This window comes from Salegentibacter agarivorans (assembly GCF_900113135.1).
GTDB classification, from domain to species: Bacteria; Bacteroidota; Bacteroidia; order Flavobacteriales; family Flavobacteriaceae; genus Salegentibacter; species Salegentibacter agarivorans.
This window is the reverse complement of sequence record NZ_FOOH01000019.1, coordinates 1-25,634: the sequence shown is the minus strand read 5'-3', so window position 1 is coordinate 25,634 and position 25,634 is coordinate 1. Positions and strand designations below refer to the sequence as shown.

Annotated in this window: 19 protein-coding genes; 11 read left to right on the top strand and 8 right to left on the bottom strand. The window is 36.7% G+C overall.

The annotated features are described in order from the left end of the window. Positions 1–54 precede the first annotated feature (54 nt). Positions 55–5,049 carry a translocation/assembly module TamB domain-containing protein gene (locus BM084_RS13565; protein WP_093305488.1) on the bottom strand — a complete coding sequence of 1,665 codons (4,995 nt, stop codon included), beginning with the start codon at positions 5,047–5,049 and terminating at the stop codon, positions 55–57. Positions 5,050–5,133: 84 nt separating this feature from the next. Next, the gene (locus tag BM084_RS13560) at positions 5,134–5,988 is read right to left on the bottom strand and encodes a hypothetical protein (RefSeq protein ID WP_177195709.1); all 855 of its coding nucleotides are present in this window, start codon (positions 5,986–5,988) and stop codon (positions 5,134–5,136) included. Positions 5,989–6,370: 382 nt separating this feature from the next. Between BM084_RS13560 and BM084_RS13555 the strand changes: the two genes are divergently transcribed. Both BM084_RS13555 and BM084_RS13550 read left to right on the top strand, forming a co-directional pair. Further along, positions 6,371–7,198 (top strand): OmpA/MotB family protein, encoded by an 828-nt coding sequence (locus BM084_RS13555; RefSeq protein WP_075326950.1) that lies wholly within the window; start codon positions 6,371–6,373, stop codon positions 7,196–7,198. Between the two features lie 124 nt (positions 7,199–7,322). Beyond that, positions 7,323–7,619, top strand: a complete 297-nt coding sequence (locus BM084_RS13550) for a hypothetical protein (RefSeq protein ID WP_075326951.1) — start codon at positions 7,323–7,325, stop codon at positions 7,617–7,619. Positions 7,620–7,704: 85 nt separating this feature from the next. Here the strand turns inward: BM084_RS13550 and BM084_RS13545 are convergent, their stop codons facing one another. Both BM084_RS13545 and BM084_RS13540 read right to left on the bottom strand, forming a co-directional pair. Next, on the bottom strand, positions 7,705–9,102 hold the full coding sequence (locus tag BM084_RS13545) for an amidohydrolase family protein (RefSeq protein WP_093305486.1): 1,398 nt from the start codon (positions 9,100–9,102) through the stop codon (positions 7,705–7,707). Next, the gene (locus tag BM084_RS13540) at positions 9,102–9,518 is read right to left on the bottom strand and encodes a DoxX family protein (protein ID WP_075326953.1); all 417 of its coding nucleotides are present in this window, start codon (positions 9,516–9,518) and stop codon (positions 9,102–9,104) included. The genes BM084_RS13545 and BM084_RS13540 overlap by 1 nt, the downstream gene beginning before the upstream one ends. A 291-nt stretch (positions 9,519–9,809) precedes the next feature. On the opposite strand from BM084_RS13540, the gene BM084_RS13535 reads away from it, so the two are divergent. The 7 genes from BM084_RS13535 to BM084_RS13505 all read left to right on the top strand — a co-directional run bounded on the left by BM084_RS13535 (position 9,810) and on the right by BM084_RS13505 (position 18,349). Then, complete coding sequence (locus BM084_RS13535) at positions 9,810–10,310, top strand: DUF4402 domain-containing protein (RefSeq protein ID WP_075326954.1); 501 nt, start codon at positions 9,810–9,812, stop codon at positions 10,308–10,310. 177 nt (positions 10,311–10,487) lie between these two features. Further along, on the top strand, positions 10,488–10,973 hold the full coding sequence (locus BM084_RS13530; RefSeq protein ID WP_075326955.1) for a DUF4402 domain-containing protein: 486 nt from the start codon (positions 10,488–10,490) through the stop codon (positions 10,971–10,973). A 92-nt stretch (positions 10,974–11,065) separates the two neighbouring features. Then, complete coding sequence (locus BM084_RS13525) at positions 11,066–11,560, top strand: DUF4402 domain-containing protein (protein ID WP_093305482.1); 495 nt, start codon at positions 11,066–11,068, stop codon at positions 11,558–11,560. 81 nt (positions 11,561–11,641) lie between these two features. After that, a complete protein-coding gene (locus BM084_RS13520; RefSeq protein WP_093305480.1) occupies positions 11,642–12,460 on the top strand; it encodes a fimbrial biogenesis chaperone in 819 nt (272 codons plus the stop codon). A gap of 56 nt (positions 12,461–12,516) precedes the next feature. Next, positions 12,517–17,616, top strand: coding sequence for an SUEL-type lectin domain-containing protein (locus BM084_RS13515; RefSeq protein ID WP_177195708.1), 5,100 nt, complete (start codon positions 12,517–12,519; stop codon positions 17,614–17,616). An 8-nt stretch (positions 17,617–17,624) separates the two neighbouring features. Continuing rightward, positions 17,625–17,930 (top strand): DUF4402 domain-containing protein, encoded by a 306-nt coding sequence (locus BM084_RS13510; RefSeq protein ID WP_177195707.1) that lies wholly within the window; start codon positions 17,625–17,627, stop codon positions 17,928–17,930. A gap of 50 nt (positions 17,931–17,980) precedes the next feature. Continuing rightward, positions 17,981–18,349, top strand: a complete 369-nt coding sequence (locus tag BM084_RS13505; RefSeq protein ID WP_093305473.1) for a hypothetical protein — start codon at positions 17,981–17,983, stop codon at positions 18,347–18,349. Here BM084_RS13505 and BM084_RS13500 read toward each other — a convergent pair whose 3' ends face one another. From BM084_RS13500 to BM084_RS13490, 3 genes are read right to left on the bottom strand one after another with little or no spacing between them, the layout of a single operon-like run. Then, positions 18,350–19,696 carry a GntP family permease gene (locus BM084_RS13500; RefSeq protein WP_093305470.1) on the bottom strand — a complete coding sequence of 449 codons (1,347 nt, stop codon included), beginning with the start codon at positions 19,694–19,696 and terminating at the stop codon, positions 18,350–18,352. Then, positions 19,696–21,597, bottom strand: coding sequence for an NADP-dependent phosphogluconate dehydrogenase (gndA, locus tag BM084_RS13495; RefSeq protein ID WP_093305468.1), 1,902 nt, complete (start codon positions 21,595–21,597; stop codon positions 19,696–19,698). Before gndA ends, BM084_RS13500 begins: the two co-directional genes overlap by 1 nt. Next, on the bottom strand, positions 21,597–22,091 hold the full coding sequence (locus BM084_RS13490) for a GreA/GreB family elongation factor (RefSeq protein WP_075326962.1): 495 nt from the start codon (positions 22,089–22,091) through the stop codon (positions 21,597–21,599). Before BM084_RS13490 ends, gndA begins: the two co-directional genes overlap by 1 nt. Positions 22,092–22,227: 136 nt before the next feature. Between BM084_RS13490 and BM084_RS13485 the strand changes: the two genes are divergently transcribed. Both BM084_RS13485 and BM084_RS13480 read left to right on the top strand, forming a co-directional pair. Next, positions 22,228–24,039, top strand: coding sequence for an SLC13 family permease (locus BM084_RS13485; RefSeq protein ID WP_075326963.1), 1,812 nt, complete (start codon positions 22,228–22,230; stop codon positions 24,037–24,039). A 42-nt stretch (positions 24,040–24,081) separates the two neighbouring features. Next, positions 24,082–25,326 (top strand): glycosyltransferase, encoded by a 1,245-nt coding sequence (locus BM084_RS13480; RefSeq protein WP_093305466.1) that lies wholly within the window; start codon positions 24,082–24,084, stop codon positions 25,324–25,326. 78 nt (positions 25,327–25,404) lie between these two features. On the opposite strand, the gene BM084_RS19290 is transcribed toward BM084_RS13480, so the two are convergent. Then, on the bottom strand, positions 25,405–25,634 hold a 230-nt coding region (locus BM084_RS19290), incomplete at its 5' end, for a hypothetical protein (RefSeq protein WP_218152244.1).

Here is a 25,634-nt window from a genome sequence, read left to right as displayed (position 1 = left end):
TATAATCTTTCCTATAATTTGCCAGTAAATAATTCTAAAAAACGCCGATTTCTATTATTTCTCTTCTTCATTATCTTGAGCCTGTTCTTCTTCGTCTTCTTTCAGGAAGAAATTATCCCATAATTCCTGAAATTCATTGAATTCACGAGTAAAGATAAAGGCTATACCACTAACAATTAGCTGGCCGTCTATTACATTTTCAAACTCATTTCTTCTAAAACCTTTCAATCTAAATCTCCCGGTTTCGGTAAGCAAATACTCTATGCTTACATTTCCAATTACCGGGCTGGCTTCTTCCCCGGGCCTATTACTTCCCTGCACATCTACTTCACTCCCCACACTCACAATTAAACGATCGTCCAGTAAGCGCTTTTGGGCTTCTATATCTACCTGGGTACGTTCGGTAGCGGTATTTCCCTGGTAATCGGTATAACTATCTACGCCAAAATTAAGTTCCACACCGGTATCTCCCAGTAATTTATCCGAGAACATATTTAATTGATCTGATAAGGCCTGATTTAAATTATCGCGGGCAATAGAAAGATTTCCGCCACCGTCTCCAGCACTTCCTGATGTTGGGTAAAAACGGTTAAGTACCAACAAGGAAAAAACCTGTTTATTTAATTCTGCTTCCTGACTGTTTAATTGTTGTAAGCGACCGTAAACCTGGCCACCACCGGCACCCCGTTCTTCTTCTGGCATTTGTAGCCCAAAAGATAATTTAGGCTGCATTAATTCTCCATCTACATTAAGATAAACCAAAAATGGTAACTCTCTTCTAAACTGGTTATTCCCTGCACCCTGTGTGGTAGCCATAAGCGAAGAAGGTGATGCTTCTACCCTATAAATAGCACTCACATCTAAAGAAGCGTCAAAAGGATCTCCCGCCCAGGAAATTCGGCTGCCTTCAGCGATATCAAATCTACGCTTTACCAAATTATATAAACTCATTTCATAGTGCCCGTCGTTCATTGTATATCGGCCAGCCAGGGTCATTCTTCCGTTAGGTGAAATATTAAAATCTAATTCTCCTTCTCCCTTTACCCTAAAATTATCGCCGGTTTGTTCATCTATAATTATACTAAATGCGGCTTCTTCATTTATATTAATCCTGGCATTAATATCATAACCCGTGAGCGTAGCCGATTCTTCTTCCTCGTTTCCGGTAAGAATATCATCTGGATCTTCCCGGTTTGTAAAAATCACAATTCCGTCTCGCTCCTGCATAGCCAATTCTTCTTCTACCATTACATAGGTGAAATCGGTATTAGAACCTATAGTGATATTCATATCTAAAATAGGAATATTAAGATCGCCGGTTAGAGTGGCATCGGCATCAAAGGTGGCGGTGCCATAGAACATTTCGTTATCTTCTTTGGTAGAATTAAGCACCTGGAAATTCCTGGCTTTAAAATTTAAATTGAATTCAGGATTTAGTAAATTTTCGGTTAAAACCTCTCCATTTATTACAAACGAGTTGGCATCTTTATCTTCCACTCTAAATTCATTAAAATAGATTCCCGCATTATCAAATTCTAAAGTTTCTGATGGGAATTTGAAAGGGGCATTAAGAAGTGCTACCCGAAATTGAGCTTCATCAAATTGAAGCTCGCCGTTATATTCCGGCTCGGTTGTAGTCCCGCTCAAGCTCAAATTTCCAGAAAAACTTCCTTCACCGTTATTAATGGCTCCCATTGAAAAACCTTCAACCGTTTTCATATTAATTTTATTAATCTGCATTTCCATATCTACCACGGTTGTAGAATCTAGCGCCTGGAAATCGCCACTCATATCAAGATCTACGTTTTCGCCTTTTATCGCCAGGCCAACATCGTATAAAAAATCGGCTTTCGGGGTAGAATTTAAACTTAGTTTACCAAGTTCAACCTGCATTACATTAAGTTGGTTGATCTCCATTCCTGCCAGAATTCCAATTTTTTGCAACGGATCTTCAAAAATTAAATGGCCGTTTAATTGCCCGGTGGCTAATTCTTCTTCGGGATTAAAATAATTAAGTATGGCACCTAAATTGAAGTTTTTAAACTCTAAGCCTATATGATTTTTATCTGAATAAGAAAGTTCACTGCTTAATAGCATTTCCTGGTTATTTCGGGTTAACCGGAAATTATTCGCAGTAATTTCCTGGTCGTAAATCACCATCTTGTTGTTAGCGGCAATATTCCACTCTTTTTTATTAAGAATTAAATCTTCCGGATTAATATGAAATTCAATACTGTCTCCTGGTTTTATAATTTCTGAAGCCATATGAATTAAACGCTCTTCACCCTGCATTGAGGTAAAATCAAGAAATAGTTTATCTTCAGTAAGACTTCCGTGAAAATCGGTTTTTTGGATTGCGATAGGCCCAGAGTTAATCGCGTTAAATCCAAGGTTAAAATTAAAATTATCGGGATCGGAATTTAAGCTGAATTCCAGGCTGTCAATCTCACTGCTATAATAATTTATATATGGCAAACTTACCAGGGCGTCAAGTTTTCGCTCTTTTTCATTAAAATCGGCTTCAATATGAATAGTGTCTAATTCTTCTAAATTAGATAAGAAAACTTCACTCAAAACAGGATCGTCCATTATAGTGCCCCGCAGTTTTAGATTGACCGGTTTTTGCACGGTATCTAACGGATCTACCTCGGTAAAATAAGATTCGTAATGGCGGTTTAGCGCATTAGATAAATCTACAGGATCGGCATTGGAGTTTAAATCCAGCTCTAAGATTTTATTATTTATTTGCAACGAAGTAGAATCGGTGCGCACAAAAGCGTGAGCGCTTAAATCTCCGGGGAGATAGGTGTTATTATCATAAACTACCACCGCATCTTTAATATCGGCATAGGTTTCATATTCTTCTGCGTTACCTTCATATTGGGCTGCCAGTTTAAAGGCCAACCGAATATCCCGGGATGCCAATCCCAGTTCCTGTAACCTGGCCCCTTTTAGATCTAAATTAAGATTCGCTCTAGGTTTAACCGAATCTAGCTCTACCTGGGAGTTTAACGCCAATTCTAAATTATCGTCTTTATAACTTGAAGTGATATTCCCGCTTCCATTTTCAATATCACCTTGAATATTAAGATCTTTTATCTCGTAGTTGTTATATGCAAATGAAGTTATTTTCGCATCTAGTGTAGCATCTAGCGTGTTTATTGTACTTCCTTTCCCGGAAGTTTCAATTTCAATATTTAATGCACCCAGGCTTTCATTTTGCAAAATATTTCCAAGCTGAAGTTCTTCTGAAGTCATGGTTCCTTCAAAAACAATTTCTTCCTGGTTTGAGAAGTTCCCATTTATACGAATATCCCCTTCTGAAGTTTGTAAAAGGGCTTTGGTAGAAAGATCTTCCAGGCCTCCTTTAAAATTCCCACTAAGCTGAATATTTTTAGGAATATTGATACCCAAATCTTTTTCACTTACAAAACCCGTGAGATCTGATTTTCGGGATTTTGCATTAAAACGAGGAATATTTAACTGAATATTATTGGGATCTGTGGCGTTGTAAATATTTCCATTAGCTGAAAATGAAGTGTTTTTCCATCTAAAATTGGCACGTGAAATATCTATAGCCGAAAGTTTTCCTGAAGCCAGAAGATTTCCTGATACGTTATTTGTGCTTAATTCCTTCATATAAGGATTAGATCTCAAATCTGGTTGAAATCTAAAAACATCTTTTAGATCTACTGAAATAGTGGGTAAATCTAACGCAAGCTCTGCATTTTCAGCATTATTAATCAACTCCTGGATGGAATTATATTTTACAGTAGCCTCACCTTCTAATTGATTTTTATTTAAAGCTAATGCCAGGTCTGAAAGGTTTAATTGCGTTTCTTCAAGTTTTAAGTTGAAATTCAGCTTTTTCAAATTTATCCCTGAAGCTTCATTAAAATTTAAGGCAGTAACCTCTGCTCCTGCATTTTGATCTTTTAAAAATAAATTATTGCCATTAAAATTAAGAGAATCAAGTACCAGGGCTTCAGGATTAAATTTCCCCGGTCTAGGCTCAGCGCTATCTATTAAATAACTCAATTTATTTTCAGAAAAATTAATTTCATTTACAGCAACTTTCCATTCGGGCCAGGTAAAAGGGGAAGCTTCGGTTGTAGTGGTATCCTGAGGTTTTTCTAAAGTTTTCATTTCAACTTTAATATCAGAATTATTCAGTGCAATACTATTCACTTTAATCTCCTGAGCTTTAAGATCCATTAATGGGACTTCAGCTAAAAATTCATTGATATCAAGATTCGCATTAATACCATCTGGAATAGAATTATAATTAGCCTGCACATTTTCCAGGTTAAAATTATCTACCACCAAATAAGGCATAGGGACCGGTTCTTCATTTTGTGGTTCAGGAAATGGTTTGGTTTGTGTATAATTTATTTGTGCATTGGTTATACTGGCATTGCCGGCACGAAAATCCATTTTTTCAAGATCGGTTTTTTCCAGTTCCACGATGAGTTCCTCAAGCTCAATCTGGGTATCAATTCCCATAACATCATCTTGAAATGTTATGTCAAAATCTTTAAAATTTAAATCGCCAATATTTATTTCCTGTGAAGCAGTAGTATCTTGTGCGGTCGTGGTTTGAGTTTGTTGGGTAGAATCTGCCGCGAAGGCTTCAATTAAAAATTCGTAGTTAAAACCTTCAATAGAATCTTTTCGGGTAATATTGGCTTTTAAGCCTTCCCAATCTATATTATCTATACTTATAGCATTGCCCTGAATAATGGGCCAAATAGGAATATCGGCCTCCAGGGATTTCGAATAGGCCAGGGTATCGCCTTTTTTATCTTCCAGGTAAAGACCATCCAATTGGATATTTCCGGCAAAGGTTATAAAGAGTTTATCGAGGCTAATTTCGGTATTCGTTTTACCTGAAATATTCTTCACTATCTGCTCTTTAATGATGTCCTGGCCCCAGGGACTTCTAATAAAAAGCAGCAAAAGTATTATAAAAATAAAGAGCCCCGCAAAGAATTTTGCGAGGATCTTTAATATGCGGTATCTTTTTTTCTTCTTCTTTTTTTCTTTTTCCAAATCCCGTGATCGCTAGAATTTCAAATTTATTGTATTCTTACAATAAAATGAAGTTTTTAGGCTTAAGGTTTAGTTAATTAAGCATTATTCAGCGGGACTTAATTCAATATCTGGAATCGTTTCTGGCGGGGTGGTATCTTCAGGTTCTGAAGAAGATTCAGGCGTTGGCGCGTTGCTAAATAAGTTCAATCCCAATGCTTCAACTGCTGCATATTCTAAAATCCTGATATTTACAGAAGGAAGATCTGAATCTGAACCATCTGTTCTTTCAGTAACATTTAATACTTCAAAAGCCACTACCCCAAGATTTTCTCCCTGCAAATTTCCTACTAAAGGATCGTAATTAATACTTATATCGCTATCATAAACTACGGCAATAATGGTTTGACCAGTTAACATGGACAAGCCGGTTGCTCTAAGTGGCGTGACATCGGGAACTTCATCTAATAGATCTTCACTTTCGTCCTGTCCCAAACCGGGGCCGGCTTCCATGAAATTTCTCGCGCCACTTTCATTTGGCCCCGCTTCATCCCAGGAAGATGGAATCTCTTTTAATACAAACCAGGCTTCGTCGCCGGTTTGGCCGGTATAAAGTGTGATTTCTTCCCCGGTATTTTCATTAAAATATGCGAGCACCTCTCTCTGGCCTATTTCGGAAATATCATCATTTACATCGGTTTCAGAGAAATCATTTGGTTCATTTCCGTTATCTATGCTCTCTTCATCTATTAAAACAAAAACAGCTGCGGCATCAGGATCGGGCTCACCATTTCCATCTCCATTTCCATTGCCGTCGTCAGATCCATTTATATCATCTGTAAGATCATCGGTTACATCATCTACTTCATCTACATCGTCATCATTACTACAAGCCGTCGATAAACTAAAGACAAGCAGTAATGCGAAAACCAACCGGTAAAAAGATTCTAAATTCTTCATAATTCCCCATTTTTAAATTAGTACTAATATTTATATAATTCAATCTCAACTTATTGTAGTTAAGTCGTTTAAAACTGACGAGAATGGAGCAAATTTGACTTTTAAGTTTGAGGAATGTGTGTAATTTTACCACAGATTTTAAAAGAATTCCACAGGTTTCATCAAATAGAAAATATATTCAAAAACCGTTCTACAAAGTTAATTTCTCCTTAAAGGGTCTTTCTAAGTCTCATAAAATGAGAAGGTAAAAAAACAACCGGGGTTTACCTACTTTCTACTATCAACTACTTTACCAACATGGTATGATTCTCGCCCAATATCTACAAGCCTTACAAAAAACCAAATCTAAATTATACAAGGCCTAACTTAAAAAATCCGAAATATGAAAAGAACAATCGCCGTAACCGTTTTAGCCGCAACAATGCTAAGCTCGTGTGTTTCTAAGAAAAAGTATGTAACTTTAGAAGAGGAATTAAACGATACCCGTAGTACGTTGCAAAAAACTCAGGTAGAAAAAGAGGAAATCGAAGAAAAATTTGCACGTATAGAAGAACGCGTTGCAGATTACAACTCAAAAATCAATTCTTTACGCGAGGAGAACGATAGTAAGATGGAAATGAACGATCTTACTGTAATGTCTAATAATAACAAGGCCCAGATGCGGGCAACAATCGCAAAGATGGATCCTGAAAAAGTAGCGGGTGCCGAAACTTTAGAAGATTCTATTAACCTTGCGGTTTCTCATAATTTAAAAAGCAATATTTCTGAAGGCTCTGATGATGAAGATATTGATATTACTGTAGATGAAACTGTAGTAATGATCAATGTTTCAGATAAACTATTATTTGGAAGCGGAAGCTACAGAGTATCTAACAAAGCACAACCTTTACTAAAAAAGCTTGCTGAAGTTATTAACTCTGAGCCAGCCATGGAAGTGATGATTGAAGGACATACAGACGATCGTACAATGGTAGAAGGTTCTTACATCCAGGATAACTGGGATCTTAGTGTAAGAAGAGCAACTTCAATTGTTCGTTTACTTCAGGATAAGTACGATGTTGCACCAGAGAAACTTATCGCCGCTGGTAGAAGTAGCTACCAACCATTAGTAGATAATGTAGATAACGAAAGTAGAGCTAAAAATAGGAGAACCAGAATTGTAATTATACCTAACCTGGATAAATTCTTTGCAATGTTGGAATCTGAATAATCAACCGTATTTCCAATATTACTGGCCTAAAAAGATTTAATTCTTTTTAGGCCTTTTTATTTTAACCAGTTTTTAACCTGAAGGTTCTCTTCTATTTCTTAATTTAAAAGAAAAATATAGAGATATGAGTAAGCAAGAAGAAAAGAAAAAGTATGATTCTGATGTTACTTCTGAAGATAAACAAGCCTTAAATAAAAAAGGTCGAAGTATGAATAAAGGTCAGGATAAAGAATTAGACAGGGAAAAACCGGTAGATTTTACTGCCGATAATTTAGATATCCCCGGTAGTAATCAAACTGCCAAAAATGATAGGGATGAATTGGTAGACGAAGAAAATTACCGATTTAATAAAAGAGGAACCGAGAAAGAAAAGCGAGACCTGGATGATATTCCCGATCCTGATACTACAAAGGATAACTAGTTGAATTTAAAGCAAGATAAAAGCTTAAATAGATTAACGAAAAGTTTGAAAACCTTCCTGTAAAGCTGTAATTTCGGGAAGGTTTTTAATTAATTTCTTTTTCCATTTCGGCAAAACGATTTTTAGCCTGAATTATTAAGTCTTTGGCATTTATACCAGTAAGCTTCCCATCGTACTTTAAAATCTTTCCTTTTGCCATGACCATATCAATATTTTCCTGCAACGCCGCTTCAATTGCCAGGTGATAAGGTTTATTCCCCGTAGAAAAATTAATATCAGATTTTTTAAGTAAAACCAAATCGGCGCTTTTTCCAGGAGTGATAGAACCTGTCTTCTTATCTATACCCAAATTTATAGCTCCATTTATTGTGGCCATTTTTAAAACTTCCTTTGGATGCAGGTAAAATTCATCTTTGGCATTCGCATTTGCGAGATTTTGGAGCATTTTCAAAGTATCAAGTAAATGAGCGTTACCTGTTAAAGCGGTAGTATCTATACCTACGCAGCAATTAATATTAGCTTCGTACAGCTCATTTATTTTAGGAAGTCCGTAGCCAATGCGCATTTCAGAATATGGTGTCATAGTAAGACTCGTCCCGGTATCTTCTAGCATTTTAATTTCATCTGGAGTTATTGCATTGCCGTGAATAATATTGACATCTTCAGCTAAAAGACCTTTTTTAAAAAGTGAGGTTATCTGACCTTTCTGACTCTCGTTTGAACTTGCGTGGATGGTAATTCTTAAGCCCAAATCCCGGGCGTGCTTCCAGTCTTTTTCAAGATTATTATAATTCACAGAGCGCGAACCAAGACCCAAACTAATACCTTTATACTTTGAATTTGAATCGATAAACTGTTTTAATTCATTAATTCCTTTAAAATCTGTAGGCTGGCTATCGGGTAAGTCACGATAGGTTCCATAACTAATGTGACCTCGAATGCCCGTTGCGGCCATAGCATCAAAACTGGCTTGTACAAATTGCGGGCTCCTGGCATTATGATTATAATCGCTTATGCAGGTAATTCCCGAATGAACTGCTTCAGCGATAGCATAAGTTGCGGCCAGTTTCATATCTTCAGGCGAGTACAGCCTGGAATAACGCGCCGTCATTTTAAAGTAACCTTCTTCGGCAGAATCCCCGGCCATACTTCTTAATAAGGAAGTCCATAAATGCCAATGACAATCTATAAGGCCGGGAATTAAAATACCGCCTTCGGCATTTATTATTTCAGTGTATGAGGGACCTTCAATATTCTTTCCCAACCTTGTTATTTTTCCATTTTCAATAAGGACATCAGCAGAATTAAAATCGCCAAATTCTTCATCCATACTGAGAACGCAGGCCTCTTTAATTAAATAGGAATTTTGCTGGAATTGAAAGCGTTTTTGTTGATTTTCAGAAAAAACAGAAAACGGACTGATAAATCCGCCGATTCCCAGCAACCCGGTTTTCTTTAAAAAATCCCTACGCTCATTTTTCATTACTTTTTCTTTAAAAGATAATAATCCAGGGAGAATTTACCTGCACCGGTAAAGAAAAGCAAGAGAAATCCTCCCATATATAGTAAAGGCAATTCCTGGCGACCAAAACCATCGGTCCAGTGAACAATAATTGCAGCCACAGCCATGGTAATAATTAAAGGAATTGCTGCAAACCGGGTAGCCCATCCAAATAATATAAGTATGGCACATACAAATTCTGCAAAAACAGCAAAAGTAAAGGTGACGGTTTCCCCTAACCCAATAGGATCTGCAAAAGCAATCTCCTCGCTCCCAAAAAATGTAATAAGTTTTGGAACCCCGTGGGTAAGCATTAAGCCAGAGATAAATATTCTAAATAAGAGTAAACCAAAATCGGTATTCTGAAGGTTCAAACTGGTGGTGTAAGCGTTTCTCATAGATAAATTGTTTTCAGATAGTAGATTAAACCTCTAATTTAAACATATTCTTTTCATAAGCTACTGAATTTAGGATTTCGAAATAAAGAATTTGTTTCAGATTATTAGAAAATCCTTAATGAGATCCTCATCAACCACTACATAGACAAAAATTAAGAGCGAATTAAGCTTTTAGATTTAATAATTGGCAAAAAAAACGTATTTCATCGATATTTTATGTCTTTTATCGATGATTAATCAAGGGGGTTTTATATCTTTATAATCCGAGAATTTATTTAATGCATTATCTTAATGACACGATTTTATTTAATAACACTAATTCTTCTATTTACAGGAATGTCTCCTGTTTTTGCTCAAGCCTCGGCTACAGCAAATTTTACAGCTTCTGCCACAATTATTCAACCTATAGGAATCACTACCACTTCTAATATGCAATTCGCAAATATTGATGCTCAAAATGGTGGTGCGGTTATTCTTACTCCCGAAAATACCAGAATTACCACTGGGGAGTTAGTCTTAGCTGATGGAGGAAATTTTTCTGCCGCTACTTTTGAAGTTACCGGGCAAAGTGGTTTTGCTTTTGGGATAAGCCTGCCCAGGGGAACACACCGATTAAGCAGCGGAAGTGAAAGTATGATACTTCAGGATTTTACTACTAATTATGATGGGAGCAGTATAAATGGTGATGGTAAAACAATAAGAGTTGGCGCCAGTCTAATTGTTAATCCTAATCAGAAACCAGGAGACTATAAAACAAATAATGATTTACAGGTTACCGTAAACTACAATTGAATATTCCTCAACAAAAACTACTATATCGTTGTAGTTTTATCATAAATTTATCTAAACGTGCATTTCAACGAGTATTTTATCTTGATTATCGAATAAGTTTCATTCGTATAAGGGTTTACCCCCATATTTGCAGTGTTAAACTTTTGAACCCAAATCAAAAACTAAAAAATACTCAAAATGAAAAAAATTACTTTAATCCTACTTGTAAGCCTTATTTCTGGAACTGCTTTTGCACAAAACTCCGTAACTGGAGAAGCCCAAGTTAATGCTGAAATAGTTAGTCCATTAGGAATAGCTAGTTCTGGAGTCTTAAATTTCGGGACTTTTACTACCTCTGTCAATGACGCTACTATCGTAATTTTACCTGACGGCAGTGAGAAAAATTTCTCAGAAACTGATATGGTTCTTCCTGGCGATGTTTTCTCGGTTCCTACTTTTACTGTTACTAAGTCGGACAACGTTGCTTATAGTTTAGAACTAGATGTAGTTGATTCTCCTACTTTAGGCGAAAACACGCTTTCCTTAACTAATCTAACTTCAACAGCGGGCAGTGCTAATAATAGTGCAACTTCTTTTACCGTTGGTGGCACATTAAATGTACCATCTGATGCAGCAGAAGGAATTTATGAAGGTGAAGTTCAAGTAACGGTTTCTTACGAATAATATTATCTAAGAATATTTAAAACGCCGCCCGCTGTGGCGGCGTTTTTTAGTTTAAACCAATTTCTTGTCTAATCGCTTTAACATAAATCACAATGAAAAATTATCTTTTCATTTTATTTTTTAGCTTAATCGGATTTAGCGTATTTGCGCAAAATTCGGCTTCAGTTACGGTAAATAGCAGGGCAACGGTTATAGATCCTATTAAAATTGATAAAACGGTAGACCTTGATTTTGGTAACGTAATAAGTGCTTATAACCCAGGACAGGTGATTTTGTCGCCAGATGGTTCGCGGGTTGCTTATGGCGTACAGATTTCTAATTCTATTCCGGGAACGGTAAACCCCGCCGAAGCAGTAGTTACTCACGGCAATAATAATTATTCTATTAGCCTACCCGAACAATTTACGTTATATAACCAGGAAAATCCTACCCAGGTCCTTGTTATAGATCAGTTTATTATTCAACCCCAGGAAGGCAATGTTATCGATATCATTAAAATTGGCGGTACTTTAAACCTTGAAGCCAACCAGACTTCCGGCTTTTATACTAATTCTTCCGGATTTAATGTAACGGTATCCTATAATTAAATTTTTAGATTTCCTTAACAGGTAAATTCTTATTTAGTATTTTTGTACACAATGATATAACCCAAAATCCAGCCCCAGGATATGATAAAAAAACTACTTAGCCCCCTACTCCTTTTCTTTATTTTTGTTTTTTCAGGACTTGCTACATACGCGCAGGGAGATCTTATGATTATGCCTAAACGTTTGGTATTTGAAGGTTCTGAGCGTTCCCAGGAAATCAACCTGGCTAATACCGGCAGCGATACCGCAGTTTATGCTATTTCTTTTGTGAATTACATCATGACCGAAAAAGGAAATTTTGAACAGGTGGAAGCGCCTGAAGAAGGTCAGCGATTTGCTGAAGATTTTCTTCGCTATTTTCCAAGGCGTGTGATTCTGGCTCCTAATGAAGCACAAACTATTCGGGTACAAAAGACCCGAACCGGAGACCTGGAACAGGGTGAATACCGTTCCCATATGTATTTTCGTGCAGTAGAAGATCAAACCGCGCTTGGTGCAGAAGAAACCGAAGAAAGCGATGGAATTTCCATTAACATAAAAACTGTATTTGGAATTAGTATCCCCATTATTATTAGAGCAGGAACATCTACAACAAATATTACACTTACCGATCTTGCATTAGAGACGGATACTGAGAACCCAAGATTGTCTCTGGTAATTAATCGTTCCGGAAATATGTCAGTCTACGGGAATTTAACAGCAACTCATATCGCCCCTAATGGTACTCAAACCGAGGTTGGGATGGTAAAAGGAGTTTCGGTGTATACGCCTAATGAAAAAAGGATTTTTAGCTTTGAGCTTAGAAATGCTACTGAAGTTGATTTGAATAGTGGAAAATTGGAAGTTTCATATGCGGAAGAAAAGGGAGAAACGCTTGCGAGTAAAATTTATGAATTATAAAAATATTCAAAACACTTCGCTATAAGCAAAAACTAATTTTTCCAAATAAAATGAAGATGCCCCCTATTGCACGTATTCTTACCTTATGCATATGTCTGCTTGGGAGTTGTTTTGTGCAGGGGCAGGTATATTCACCCGAAATCAACAATCTTACTATTAATACTAATACCAATCTAATTTGTGCCGGAGAGGAAATAGATATCTCTTTCCAGGTAAGAAATGGCTATACAAGAAACTGGTTTTTAATTTTTTATTATACCGATTTTATACCTTTTACCACCAGTACAAACTATAAAATTTTCCTTAACTCTCAAGATGGACCTCAAGAAATAAAATCATTTAGTTCTCAAACCGCACCGGGAGCTAGAAGTACAAACTTTTTTGAAATTACCACAAGCTTAACTATTCCTGAAGGATTTAGTGGCTCAAATTATACTTTAGAGGTTCAATCTACAAATCCCAATGCCCGCTCTGTTCCATCCAATACTTTTACAATAAACCCCTCTACGTTTTACCAGGAAAGTGAAGCCGGCAACGACTCCTGGATAGGCCACGTTTATGATGGAACAAACCAAAATATAACTTTTGATCAAAATTTCAATAATTATATTAGGGGATATACAGAAAATCTAAGTTTTGACCAAAGCTTTGGTGGCGACACCAACAATTTTCAAATAGGAACTGGTATTTGTGCACCTTTTATCTATACCGAAACTTTTTCTGTACGCTATAGAATGAACAGTTCTTTAAGCGGGCTATATTCTTTGAATACAGGTTCTGATGATGGTAGCAGGCTAAGTGTAGATGGTAAATTAATTTATAACGATTGGAATGATCACGCATATCGCAATCAGAATATTCTATTAAGCCTATCTGGTAATAGCAATTTAGTGCTAGATTATTATGAAAACAGCGGAGGAAACCGTATTAGTATTGGGGAGCCCCAACTTATAATAAAAAATATTTTATCTAATAATCTCAATCAAACACTTAATTTCCAGACATCTGGCCAAACAATTACCGGAGATGAATTTAATGGTCTGCCGAGTGGAATAAGTAGGTTTGGAAATGGATATCAATGGGTTTATAGTACAACAGAAAATGGGGAAACTACTGCAATTCCCGGAGCAACAAATGCAAGTTTTACTCCAAATAGAAATTTAGAACCATTTAATACCGAAGGCACTTATTATATTTATAGAATAGCTACTCTAACCAGTAGCAACAACCGCTTGGCAAATGCTTACCGGGCAAGTAAAAGATCAAATGTTGCTATTATTACTGTAGAAAAGCCGATTGATATTGTTGAGCAACCCGAGAATTTCACAGCTTGTACAGGTAATCCAATTAATTTCAACGTAATTGCTCGGGGACAAAATCTATCCTATCAATGGCAGAGAAATAACGGCGGTAATACTGGATTTTACAATATTGATAATGGAGAAATTTTTTCAGGAACACAAACATCAGGTTTAAGTATCAATGTGGTTGAAACTTCTTTAAACAATATAAAGTTTAGAGTTAAAATTTCCGACAGGCATGGTAACTCAGTCACCTCTAACCCTGCACTTTTAAATCTATACCAAAGCCCCCAAGGGATTTACACCCAACCTACTAATCAAATTGTATGCGAAGGCAATGATATTTCCTTTCAAACCTATACTTCAAACGATCAACGTCAATGGCAGGTAAGTGAAGATAGTGGTATTTCCTGGAGCAATATTTCGAACAACGAATTTTATCAGAATGTAAATTCTCAGAAACTTGATATTATAAACGCTCCTGCTCATTTCAATAACAATTTATATAGAATAGCTGTTTCCAATCAAAATTGTAAGGTATATTCTCAACCGGCAAATCTGCAAGTAAATTTAAATCCAATAACCCAACAGCCGCAAGATGTTACGGCAGGATTTGGTGAAAATGCTATCATTGAAGCTGGAGTTTCTGGTAACAACTTAACATTCCAATGGCAAACCTATAGTTCAAATTGGTATGATATTAATGATAATGCTAATTACAGCGGTACCAAAACCAAAAGATTGGAACTACTTACTGTAGGGTATTTTCCGGTAGATGGTTCGCGCTACAGACTTTTAGTTACGAATGCTAATGGTTGTGTTTCTATTTCAGATACAGCTTTTCTCAACGTTGGGGAAAACCAATGCCCAGAAATGCCAACAGTTTCGTTAAACGCTCCCTTAATTATTTGTAGTGGCCAGGCTAATATTAACGGTACTTTTACCGGTACAGCACCCTGGAATATTGAAGCTTCAATAAATGGGCAAACTTTTAATTTAAGTATTAACGAAAGAAATTTTGATTACCCAATCAATATTCAGCAAAATACCACCATTGAAATCCTGGGTATTACTGATGCCAATGGCTGTACAAATAATAATCCAAATGAATCGGTTACCATAAATGTGATTAATTCTATTAAAAATAATACAATTTCCGGTGCACAAGAGTCTTGCGGAGTATTTGATGCAGAAAGACTAATTGGAGAAGATTTGGGAGAAGGATACAATTACGAATGGGAAATAAGCACTACTGGTGGGACTACTGGTTTTACCCAGACTCCCGGAAATAATACCGAATCCGATTACAATCCCGGAACGGTGTCTGAAACTACCTGGTACCGTAGAAAAGTAAATGTTCAAAATTGTAATGAAGATATTTCAAATTCCATAGAAATTACAATCAATACTAACATAGCTAATAATAAAATTTCATTTTTCAACGGAAATACAAATACACTTCAAACAACAGCAAATGAGAATGGAGAGGTAAATATAGAGTCGCCCGAGGAAACGATTTTTACTTATGTAGATTTTGCCAGCTATGGAACTCCTGTTAATAATGCCGGGAACTTTGATATTAATGAAAATTGCCACGCCAACACCAGCCAGGCTGTTACAGAAGCTTATTTATTAGGAGAAAATTCGGCTACAATTTCTGCGACTAACGGTGTTTTTACCGATCCCTGTGTAGGTACCTTTAAACGACTTTATATTAGCGCAACCTATTCTGAAGCATTTTGTAAAGGAATAGATCCCGGCATCGTAAGCGGTACAGAAATAGAAGGAAATAATATTTCATATACCTGGCAATTAAGTACCGAAGGGCCTGCTTCTGGTTTTGCTGATGCCCCGGGCAATAATAACCAGCAAAATTATAATCCCGGAATTTTAAACACAGATATCTGGTTAAAACGAATTGTAAACTCAGGTAGTTGTACTAATGAATCCCCGGTCTTATATATTCCTGTGCAGGAAGAAAACACGTGGACCGGCGCTGAAAACACCAACTGGAACAATACCGCCAATTGGAGCTGTAACGCCTTACCTACACTCGAAACCGATGTTTTGATTCCTGAGAATTTACCTTCAAATAATTACCCGAAAATTAATTCTGGTGTTAATGCATACACAAAAAATTTAAGTATTGAAAACAATGCTTCAGTTATGGTTGAAGAAAACTGGTTACGAATTGCAGGAGATCTTACCAATAACGGAATTCTAAATACCGTAACCGGAAATATTTCTTTTCAAGGTGCTTCAGCTCAAACAATTCCTAGTACGGCTTTTCAATATAATCGCATTCAGAATTTAAGAATCGATAATACTTCAGGGGTAAATTCACAAGCAACAATAGAAATTACCGGAACTTTAAATGTAGTAGAAGGGAATTTCGATACCGGAAATGGATTAACCTTAATTTCCGATGAAAATCAAACAGCGTTAATAAGTGGTGCAGGAAATGGTGAAGTTATCGGCATCGTAAAAATGCAACGCTATCTGGATAAAGCTTTCGGGTATAAATATTTTAGTTCTCCATTTCAAAATTCCACCGTAGGAGATTTCGCTCCTTATATGGATTTTGAAGATCCAGTTACTGGATTTCCACACTTTTACAGCTATAATGAAAACCGAAATATCAATATAAATGATATTGTTCGGGATGCTACCGGTTGGGAAGTTTATACCACGACTACCAATAGTTTAAATAATGCTGAAGGTTATGCGCTTAATTTTGGAACTTCAACCGCTTCACAAACTATAGAGTTAAGTGGTGAAGTTAACAATGGTACTATTCCCACCCGGCAGTTAGAAAATAATCATCGCGAATATACAAGAGGTTTTCATTTGGTAGGAAACCCATACCCTTCCCCTATAGATTGGGATGCTTCCCAGGGTTGGACAAAAACTAATATTGATGACGGAATTTATTTTTTCACCGCCAGTGATACAAGTCAGTATACCGGTACCTATTCCGCTTATGTAAATCAGGTATCTACAACTGATGGAAAATCTTCAAATATTATTCCTTCTATGCAGGGCTTTTTTATTAAAGTAATGGATTCTGATACCCAGGATGTAATGACGGGAAGTTTTGGAATGGACAACAGGGTACGAATAAACGATTTTGAGCAGGAGTTTTTAAGAACCCAGGAAGATCTTAAACCGTTAATTCGTTTGGAGGCTGGCTTTAAAACTTCAATCCAGCAAGATCCTATGGTGATCTACTTTTCCTCGTATGCCACTCCTAATTTTGAAAAGGAAATGGACGCCCATAAATTAATGAATACCGATCCTGCTGTACCAAGTTTTTATAATATAACCGAAAATAAAAAGGAACTGGCTATTAACGCAATTCCTTTTCCGGAATCGAGAAGCTATAAAAAGATTCCATTGGGCATTAAAGCCGATGAAAATGGTGAAATGAAGATCAACCTGGTATCGGTAGAAAATTTTAATTCAAATTTCAATATTTATTTAATAGACCACGAAAAAGGTAAAGGTCAAAACCTGAGAAATAATCCGGAATATAGTTTCAACCTTCAAGCGGGAACTCATAACTCCAGGTTTGAATTAATGTTTTCTGAAGAAAGGGTAACCAGTCCTGCCATTGCTTTTAACGAACCTTTTGATGTTGAAGTTGAAAATGGAGATGTGGTGGTGAAAATGAATTTAGAAGAAAATCAGGAAGGAATTTTAAGAGCCAGTTCAATGACGGGGCAAATTCTACAAATAAAAGAAGCAGGTGGCAAAGACGAAGTTATTTTTGAAGGGATTACCAGTGAAGGGGTTTATATTATTAACCTACAGGTAGGTAAAGCTTATTATGGCAAAAAAGTATTAATAAAAAAATAATGGAAACTATGCAAAATAGAAGCTTATATAATAACACATTTTTATTGTTATTGCTTATGTTTTCAGTATTTGAAATCAAAGCCCAGGAAAATCCGCCAGTCCCCATAGAGGTTGAAGTTAGAACTTCTAGAAACCTTAATTTTGGTTCGTTTACTGCCGGTAGTGCTGGTGGGAATGTTAGTGTAAGTTATGACGACCAACGCACTGTAAATGGCGATATTGTTGAACTAAATTTTGGGGAACCGGTCTCTGCCGCTTTATTTGATGTATATGCCAACCCCGGGACAATTATACCGAACTTCAACCTTATATAGATATTATTCTTGAAGTAGATCCAAATAGCCTAGATAATATTGCCTGGAAAGTGAAAAATGAAAAGATAAAGGTACATACCGTTCCTAACCAGTTTCAGGAGATTGAAGTCCCGGTAGAGGTTTTAGGTGAAGTTGCCGGAATGGTTTATTTTAAAGAAGGAAGCAGTCTTCGCGGCCAGGGAAGAATTACCGTAAATATTCTGGATGAAAACGGAAACCTGGTAAAAGAAATTTTAACTGAAGGAGACGGATATTTCACATACCTGGGATTAAAACCCGGAAATTATACTGCTGAAATTGATCCTGTGCAAATGCAGAAATTAGATTACACTGCAAGCGAACCCATTGAATTTGAAATCAAAATAGATGAATATGGTGATATTGTAGATACCCTGGAATTCACCGTTGAAGCCGATTAATTAAATTATAAACCATATAATTAGGGAAACGGCCAAACCAACTATGGCTATTAAGGTTGTCATCACCGTCCAGGATTTAAAAGTTTGTTTTTCGGTTAAACCTAAATACTGACCAACGAGCCAAAATCCGCTATCGTTAACGTGGGATAAAATTGAAGCCCCTGAGGCAATTGCAATTACAATAAGCGAGGTTTGCGCCATAGAATAATCGCCACCCGTTAAAACCGGCGCAGTAATTCCCGCAGCGGTAATCATTGCAACGGTTGAAGATCCCTGTAAAATTCTTACCAAAGCTGCTACAATAAACCCAAAAACCAGCGGATTGAACCAGGCGTTATTTAAAGCATCGGCAATCATTTCTCCTGCTCCTGTTTCGATCAGGATTTGTTTAAAAGCACCACCGGCACCGGTAAGTAAAATAATTATTCCGGCTGCCTGAAAAGATTTTGTTGCTACTTTCAGTAAAAATTCTTTTTGCATTCCCCGCCTTACTCCAAGAAAATACCAGGCCACAAGATTTGCAATAATCAATGCCGAAAATGGATGTCCCACTAATTCTATCGCATATAAAATTCCTTCCGGAATTGAAATCCCTTCAAATAAAGGACTCTGTACTAAAGTGTTTGCTACAATAAGAAAAATAGGAATTAGAATTATAGAAATAATTAGTCCCGGTGATGGCGCTTTTGCTTCATCGTATTCTATTTCCTCGGTAAAAGTTTTGGGTTCAATTTGTATTCTTTTGGAAATATACCTGGCGAAAATTGGTCCGCTGATGATTGCTGCGGGAATTCCTGCCAAAAATCCAAAAACAATTACCCAACCTAAATCGGCACCTAATATATCTGCAACCGCAATTGGTCCTGGCGTGGGTGGGATAAAAGCGTGCGTAATTGCCAAACCGGCCAAAAGAGGTAGCGCATACAGCAAAAGTGATTTTCCGGTACGTTTGCTCAATGCATAAGTAACCGGCACCAGAATAATAAAAGCCACATCGAAAAATACCGGAATGGCTACGGCAAAACCGGTAACCATCAATGCCCAGGGTGCTTTTTTATCACCTGTTTTCTTTAATAAGAAAGAAGCCAGGCGTTGTGCTCCACCAGATTGTTCCAAAACTCCGCCAAATAAAGCTCCTAAACCAACTACCGTGGCTACAAAACCCAGTGTGCTGCCCATCCCGTCCTTCATAGTCTCCAGGATTTCGGTAGCGGGCATTCCGGCGATAATTCCTACCGCAATGCAAACAATTAGCAAAGCCAGAAAAGCCTGTATCTTTAATCTTAAAATAAGGAAAAGCAAAAGTGCAATCCCGGCGAAAACGGCAAAGAGTAATTGTAGTTCCATTAACTATTGTTTTTCCATTGGGTATGAAAAAATTCGCCCCGGGGCTTATCAGTTCGCTCGTAAGTATGTGCGCCAAAATAATCTCGTTGTGCCTGAATCATATTTGCAGAATTTTGAGCTGAAGTAAAGTTCAGTAAATAATTGGTGGCAGCAGATAAAACCGGAACGGCAAAACCAGACTGAAGTGCAATACTAATTGTTTTCGTCAAGGAAGCCTGATTTTTCTCTACTTCTGAAATAATATTTTTATTAAGCAGTAAATGATTATTTGAATCTTTAAAAATATCAACTAAATCTTCCATCAAACCGGAACGAATAATACATCCGTTGGTCCAAACACGGGAAATCTCAGATAAATTAAGATTCCAGCTATATTCTGATGAGGCAACCCGAAGTAAATCATAACCTACGGCATGATTAATTATACTGGCAGTTTTGTAGGCCTGGAATAATTCATCTTTTATTTCTTCTAAATTTCCATTTTGGTTATCATTTTTATACAAATATGAGGCATTCACCCGAATTTCCTTCATCCCGGAAATATTCCTGGCCAAAACCGCAGCGGTAATGGTATCAAGCGGAACACCAAGTTCTAAGGCGGCGTTCGTTGACCAACCGCCAGTGCCTTTTTGTTTAGCTGCATCCAGAATTTTATCGATCAGGAAGTCTTCATTCTCCTTTTTTCGAAGAATATCTACGGATATTTCCAGTAAATAGCTTTTCATTTTCTTATTCCAGGCTTCAAAAAGACTGGCAATTGCTGTCGGTTTTGAATTCGTATAAAATCTCAAAAAATGGTAAGTTTCAGCAATTAGTTGCATTTCGGCGTATTCAATACCATTGTGAACCATCTTTACAAAGTGTCCTGAACCATCGGGTCCAATATGAGTACAGCAAGGGTTTCCGGTCTTATCTTTTGCTGCTATTTTTTCCAAAAGCGGTCCCATTTGTTTATACGCTTCTGCAGAGCCACCGGGCATAATTGAGGGACCTTTTAAGGCGCCTTCTTCCCCACCCGATATTCCACAACCTATAAAATGAATTCCCTGTTCTCTTAACATCTTTTCTCTTCTCCAGGTGTCTTTGTAATGGGAATTACCGCCATCGGTAATGATATCACCTTTTTCCAAAAAAGGAAGCAAACTTTCTATCACTGCATCAACCGCAGCGCCGGCATTTACCATCAATAAAACTTTCCTGGGCCGATTTAAAGACGAAACAAATTCCTTTAAATCATCAAAACCCTGAAATGTATATTTTTCAGCATTTTCCTGAACAAAATTTTTGGCAATATTTTCTTCAAGACCGGGTACTTGCCTATTAAAAACAGAAACATTAATATTTTTTGAAAGTAGGTTTAAAGCCAAACTCTTTCCCATTACTCCAAGTCCAATAAGCCCAATTTCAGCTTTAGGAGCTTTTAATTTTGTCATAATTTCTTTTAAAATATTTTCTTCAGAAGTATTTACATTTACTCGTAATCCATATTGTGGTTCTTCCAGGGTTTCAAATTGCGAAGTGAGCAATTCTGGTTTAAAATAATGGCCTTTCCTGGCTTTTAACCTTTCTAAAATCACTTCAAAATCAGCCGATAGGAAAATCCATTTTAAATATTCTTCAGGAATGGAAGTTAATTGTTGTCTATATTTTTCTTTTAGAGCCGAACAGGCCAAAACAGCGCCATCGCCTTGCTCCCATTTTTGAATATTTTCAGCTAAAATGGCCAACCAGCCTTTTCGATCTTCGTCCTGCAGCGGGATACCGTTTTTCATTTTTTCCACATTTTCTGAAGGATGAAAATCATCGGCATCATAAAAAGGTAAATTCAATTCTTTAGCGAGAAGTTTTCCAATAGTAGTTTTACCAGAACCCGAAACACCCATTACAATATATACGGCCATTAGTAAGTAATTTTTAAGATTTCCAGTTTTCGGATTTCTTCGCCTAATTTGAAATCAATTTTATCTCCAACCTTTTTACCGGTAACCGCTTTTGCGATAGGCGCCACAAAAGCGATCTTTTGTTTTTTAACATCAGCCTCATCTACCCCAACAATTTGAAACTTTTGAATATTTCCATTTTGCTTCAATTCAACCAAAGCTCCAAAACGCACTTCATCTTCAGGTTGTTCTTTAGGGTCTAAAACCCTCGCGGTGCTAATTCGCTCTCTTAATAATTTGAGATTGCCATCTATAACCGCCTGTGCCCTTCTACGTTCTGTTTCATTTTCTTTATCGAGATTAGCACGTTCTTCTGTGAGCTTTTCCTCTTTTTCTTTTAATTCTTTTAATCCATTTGGCGTAACATAATTTGTTTCACCCGCCGGTAAAGCCGCTCTTGGCGGGATAATAGGAGCTTCTTCCTGGTCGTCTTCTTTTACAAATCCTCTGCTCATAATTTAGTTTTAAACTTCAAAATAGGAATTAATATGCTTCGGTAAAAAATTATACTGATTTATTAATTCATAAATCTTTCAGAAGAAGAATTCTACCAGGCGGTATTCCCTTATTTTTATTTTATAAATTTAAATAATGAGCCTCGAAATAGCCATATTGTTTCTTATTATCATAGTGGTAATTGTTTTCTTTGCCCTGGAAGTTTTTCCGGTAGATAAAATTGCGTTTTTTATTCTTGCAGCCTTATTGTTAACTAACCTGGTAAGTCCCGAAGAAGCTATTTCTGGCTTTTCCAGTCCGGCAACTATTACGGTACTGGCTTTAATGATTATAGCCATAGGGCTGGAAACAAACGGGGTTATAGACTGGCTGGCCAGCGGACTCAAAAATCTAAGGGTTCTGCCAATATTTATAATGGTACCTGTCTTTATGTTTATTGCAGGGAGTATTTCAGCATTTATAAATACTACAGCTGTGGTAATTGTTTTTATAAAGATTATTACAGAATTATCTGCTAAATACGATATACCCAATTCAAAATTGCTTCTACCAATTTCTTTCGCGGGTATTATAGGCGGGAGTTGCACGCTAATGGGTACATCTACCAACCTTATTGTAAACGCAGTTGCTATAGACAGGGGTGTTGAAAGGTTTAGTTTCTTTGAATTTACGTGGTATGGAGTTATTTTTATGGTAATCACCATTGTTATAGTAAGTGCTTTAATTAAAATACTCCCCAACACCAAAAAGACTAAAATAAGTGAAGATTATAATCTTGATGAATATATTACTAAAGTAATTGTCACCGAAAACTCCAGTGTAATTGGAAAAAGTATTAGTGAAAGTTTCTTATATAATAATGAAGATATTGAAGTTCTAAGGCTAAAGCGAAATGGGATTATAAACGATCGCCCAGGAAAATTCACTACGCTCAAAGAAGGCGACCAGCTTTTACTGCGCTGTAATCTTGCAAATCTTATAAAATTAAAAGATGCTAAGGGATTTACCGTAATTAAAGAGGAAGATAATAGGAAATTAGCCGATCCTATTACTGATTCTGAAGAACTGGAGGAAAATGTACAGGTAGTGGAAATTTTAATGCTGCCAAATTCACCATTAATAGGAAAAAGTATAAAAACCGTGGGTTGGTATGATCTTCACGGGGCGGTACCCTTGGCGATTAGAAAACGAAGAAATTTTAGAAATCCCAGGCGTAGAATTTTTAATCGGGGGAAAGACGAAATAGAATTAAGGGTTGGAGACCGCTTACTGGTTGAAGTTAGCGAAAGCGCACTGGATGAACTTCAAAAGATTGAAAATGTAACGATCTTGCAGCAACACAAGAATATTGAAGTTACCACTAAAACTAAAAAATATATTTCGCTTGCAATTCTATTAGTGGTTATTGCGCTCTCTGCATTTTCTATTTTTCCCATTTTAAAAAGTGCACTTATTGGCTGCTTTTTAATGATTTTTACGAAATGTATAGACCTGGGTAAAATTTATTCCCAGGTAAACTGGCAGATTATTTTTCTTTTAGCGGGGATGATTCCTTTAGGCGTAGCAATGAACAATACCGGCGCCGATCAATGGATTTCAGACCAATTATTGCTAATTTTTGAAAACCAAACAGATATTATTGTAATTGGGATTTTATTCCTGGTGACGATGGTTTTAAGCGGATTTATCTCTAATAATGCTACGGCAATAATTATAACTCCTATCGCCATAAGTATTGCCGCGAGTATGCAAATGGATCCAAAACCCTTTATTTTATCGGTTCTGTTTGCTTCTAATTTTAGTTTTTTTACACCTGTAGGTTACCAAACCAATACCATAATTTATGGGATGGGAATTTACCGTTTTAGACACTTTTTTATCATTGGCGGTATCGTTTCCCTGGTACTCTGGGTTACTGCTTCTCTCCTGCTATCTGCTAGTTTATAATTAGGAAACTGGTTTAAATTCCGGTATTTTTGAAAAAAAATTATGCCCAATTTACTTGTAATTGGTTGTGTTTGGCCCGAACCTAATTCTTCTGCTGCCGGTAGCCGAATGCTACAATTATTAGAATTTTTTCTTGCTGAAAATTACAAAATCACCTTTGTTACCACTGCAGCGCGCAGCAAATTTGCTGTAGATTTAGAAAAGATGAATATCGCTTCTGAAGTGATAAAAATGAATCATAGTTCTTTTGATGAAATGCTGAAAAAAATTCAACCGGATTTAGTGCTATTTGATAGGTTTATGACTGAAGAGCAATTTGGCTGGAGAGTTGATGAAACCTGCCCGAAAGCAATAAAAATCTTAGATACTGAAGATCTTCATTTTCTTAGAAAAACACGGACTGAAGCTTATAAAAAAAATATTTCTGCAGAAAGTCTTTATTTTGATGTCGATATTACCAAAAGGGAAGTCGCGAGTATTTATCGCTGCGACCTGAGCCTGATAATTTCAGAAGTTGAAATGGATTTGCTTCAAAATGAATTCAATATCCCTAAAACTATTCTGCATTACCTTCCTTTTCTCCTGGAATCAATTTCCGAAGGAAATAAAGCGGAATTGCCCAGATTCAGTAAAAGACAAAATTTTATAAGTATTGGCAATTTTCTTCATGAACCTAACTGGAATGCGGTATTATATTTAAAAGAAGAAATCTGGCCGTTAATTAAACAACAACTTCCAGCTTCCAAGCTGGAAATTTATGGTGCTTATCCTTCCCAAAAGGTATGGAATCTGCACAACGAAAAAGAAGGTTTTCTTGTAAAGGGCCGCGCTGAAAATGCACCCGAGGTAATGCAAAATGCTAAGGTTTGCCTGGCGCCAATTCAGTTTGGAGCAGGATTAAAAGGAAAACTCATACAGGCTATGCAATGTGGAACGCCTTCTGTAACAACTCCCATTGGTGCCGAGGGAATTGCGGGAGAACTCAACTGGAATGGTTTTATAACCAACGATCCTAAAGAATTTGTAGAAAAAGCGATGCAATTATATTCCGAAGAAAATGTATGGCTAGCCTCGGTAGAAAATGGTTTTAGAATAATTAATTCCAGGTTTAATAAAAACGCATTTCAGCAGAAATTCTTAGAAAGAATCACTGATTTATTTCAGAATATAGATTTCTATAGGCAAAAGAATTTTATTGGGAAATTGCTGCAGCATCATCAGCATAGAAGTACGTATTTTATGGCCAAATTTATTGAAGAAAAAGAGAAAAATAATCAAGTAGGGTGAAGATAATAAATATTTGAGCATTTATTATCTTCATCCCTCTTCCAGAACCGTGCATACGGGTCTCGTACACGGCTCATGTTAAATCTTATTCAGTACTGTTTGATAGTACTGATGCAAAGTATTCCCTTCAACTGTGTCCATTGCGTACAACCCTAATTCTGAGAAGTACTTATTGGGCAGGGCATAGTGTATTAAATTGGTGGAGGAGTTTCTCCATCGGGTTACCGATATCTTAAGAAAATTCCCCTTATAACCCATACGCCTTAGTTGTCGGTGAAGAGGTTTCCAGCTTTTCCAGCTTTTCATCA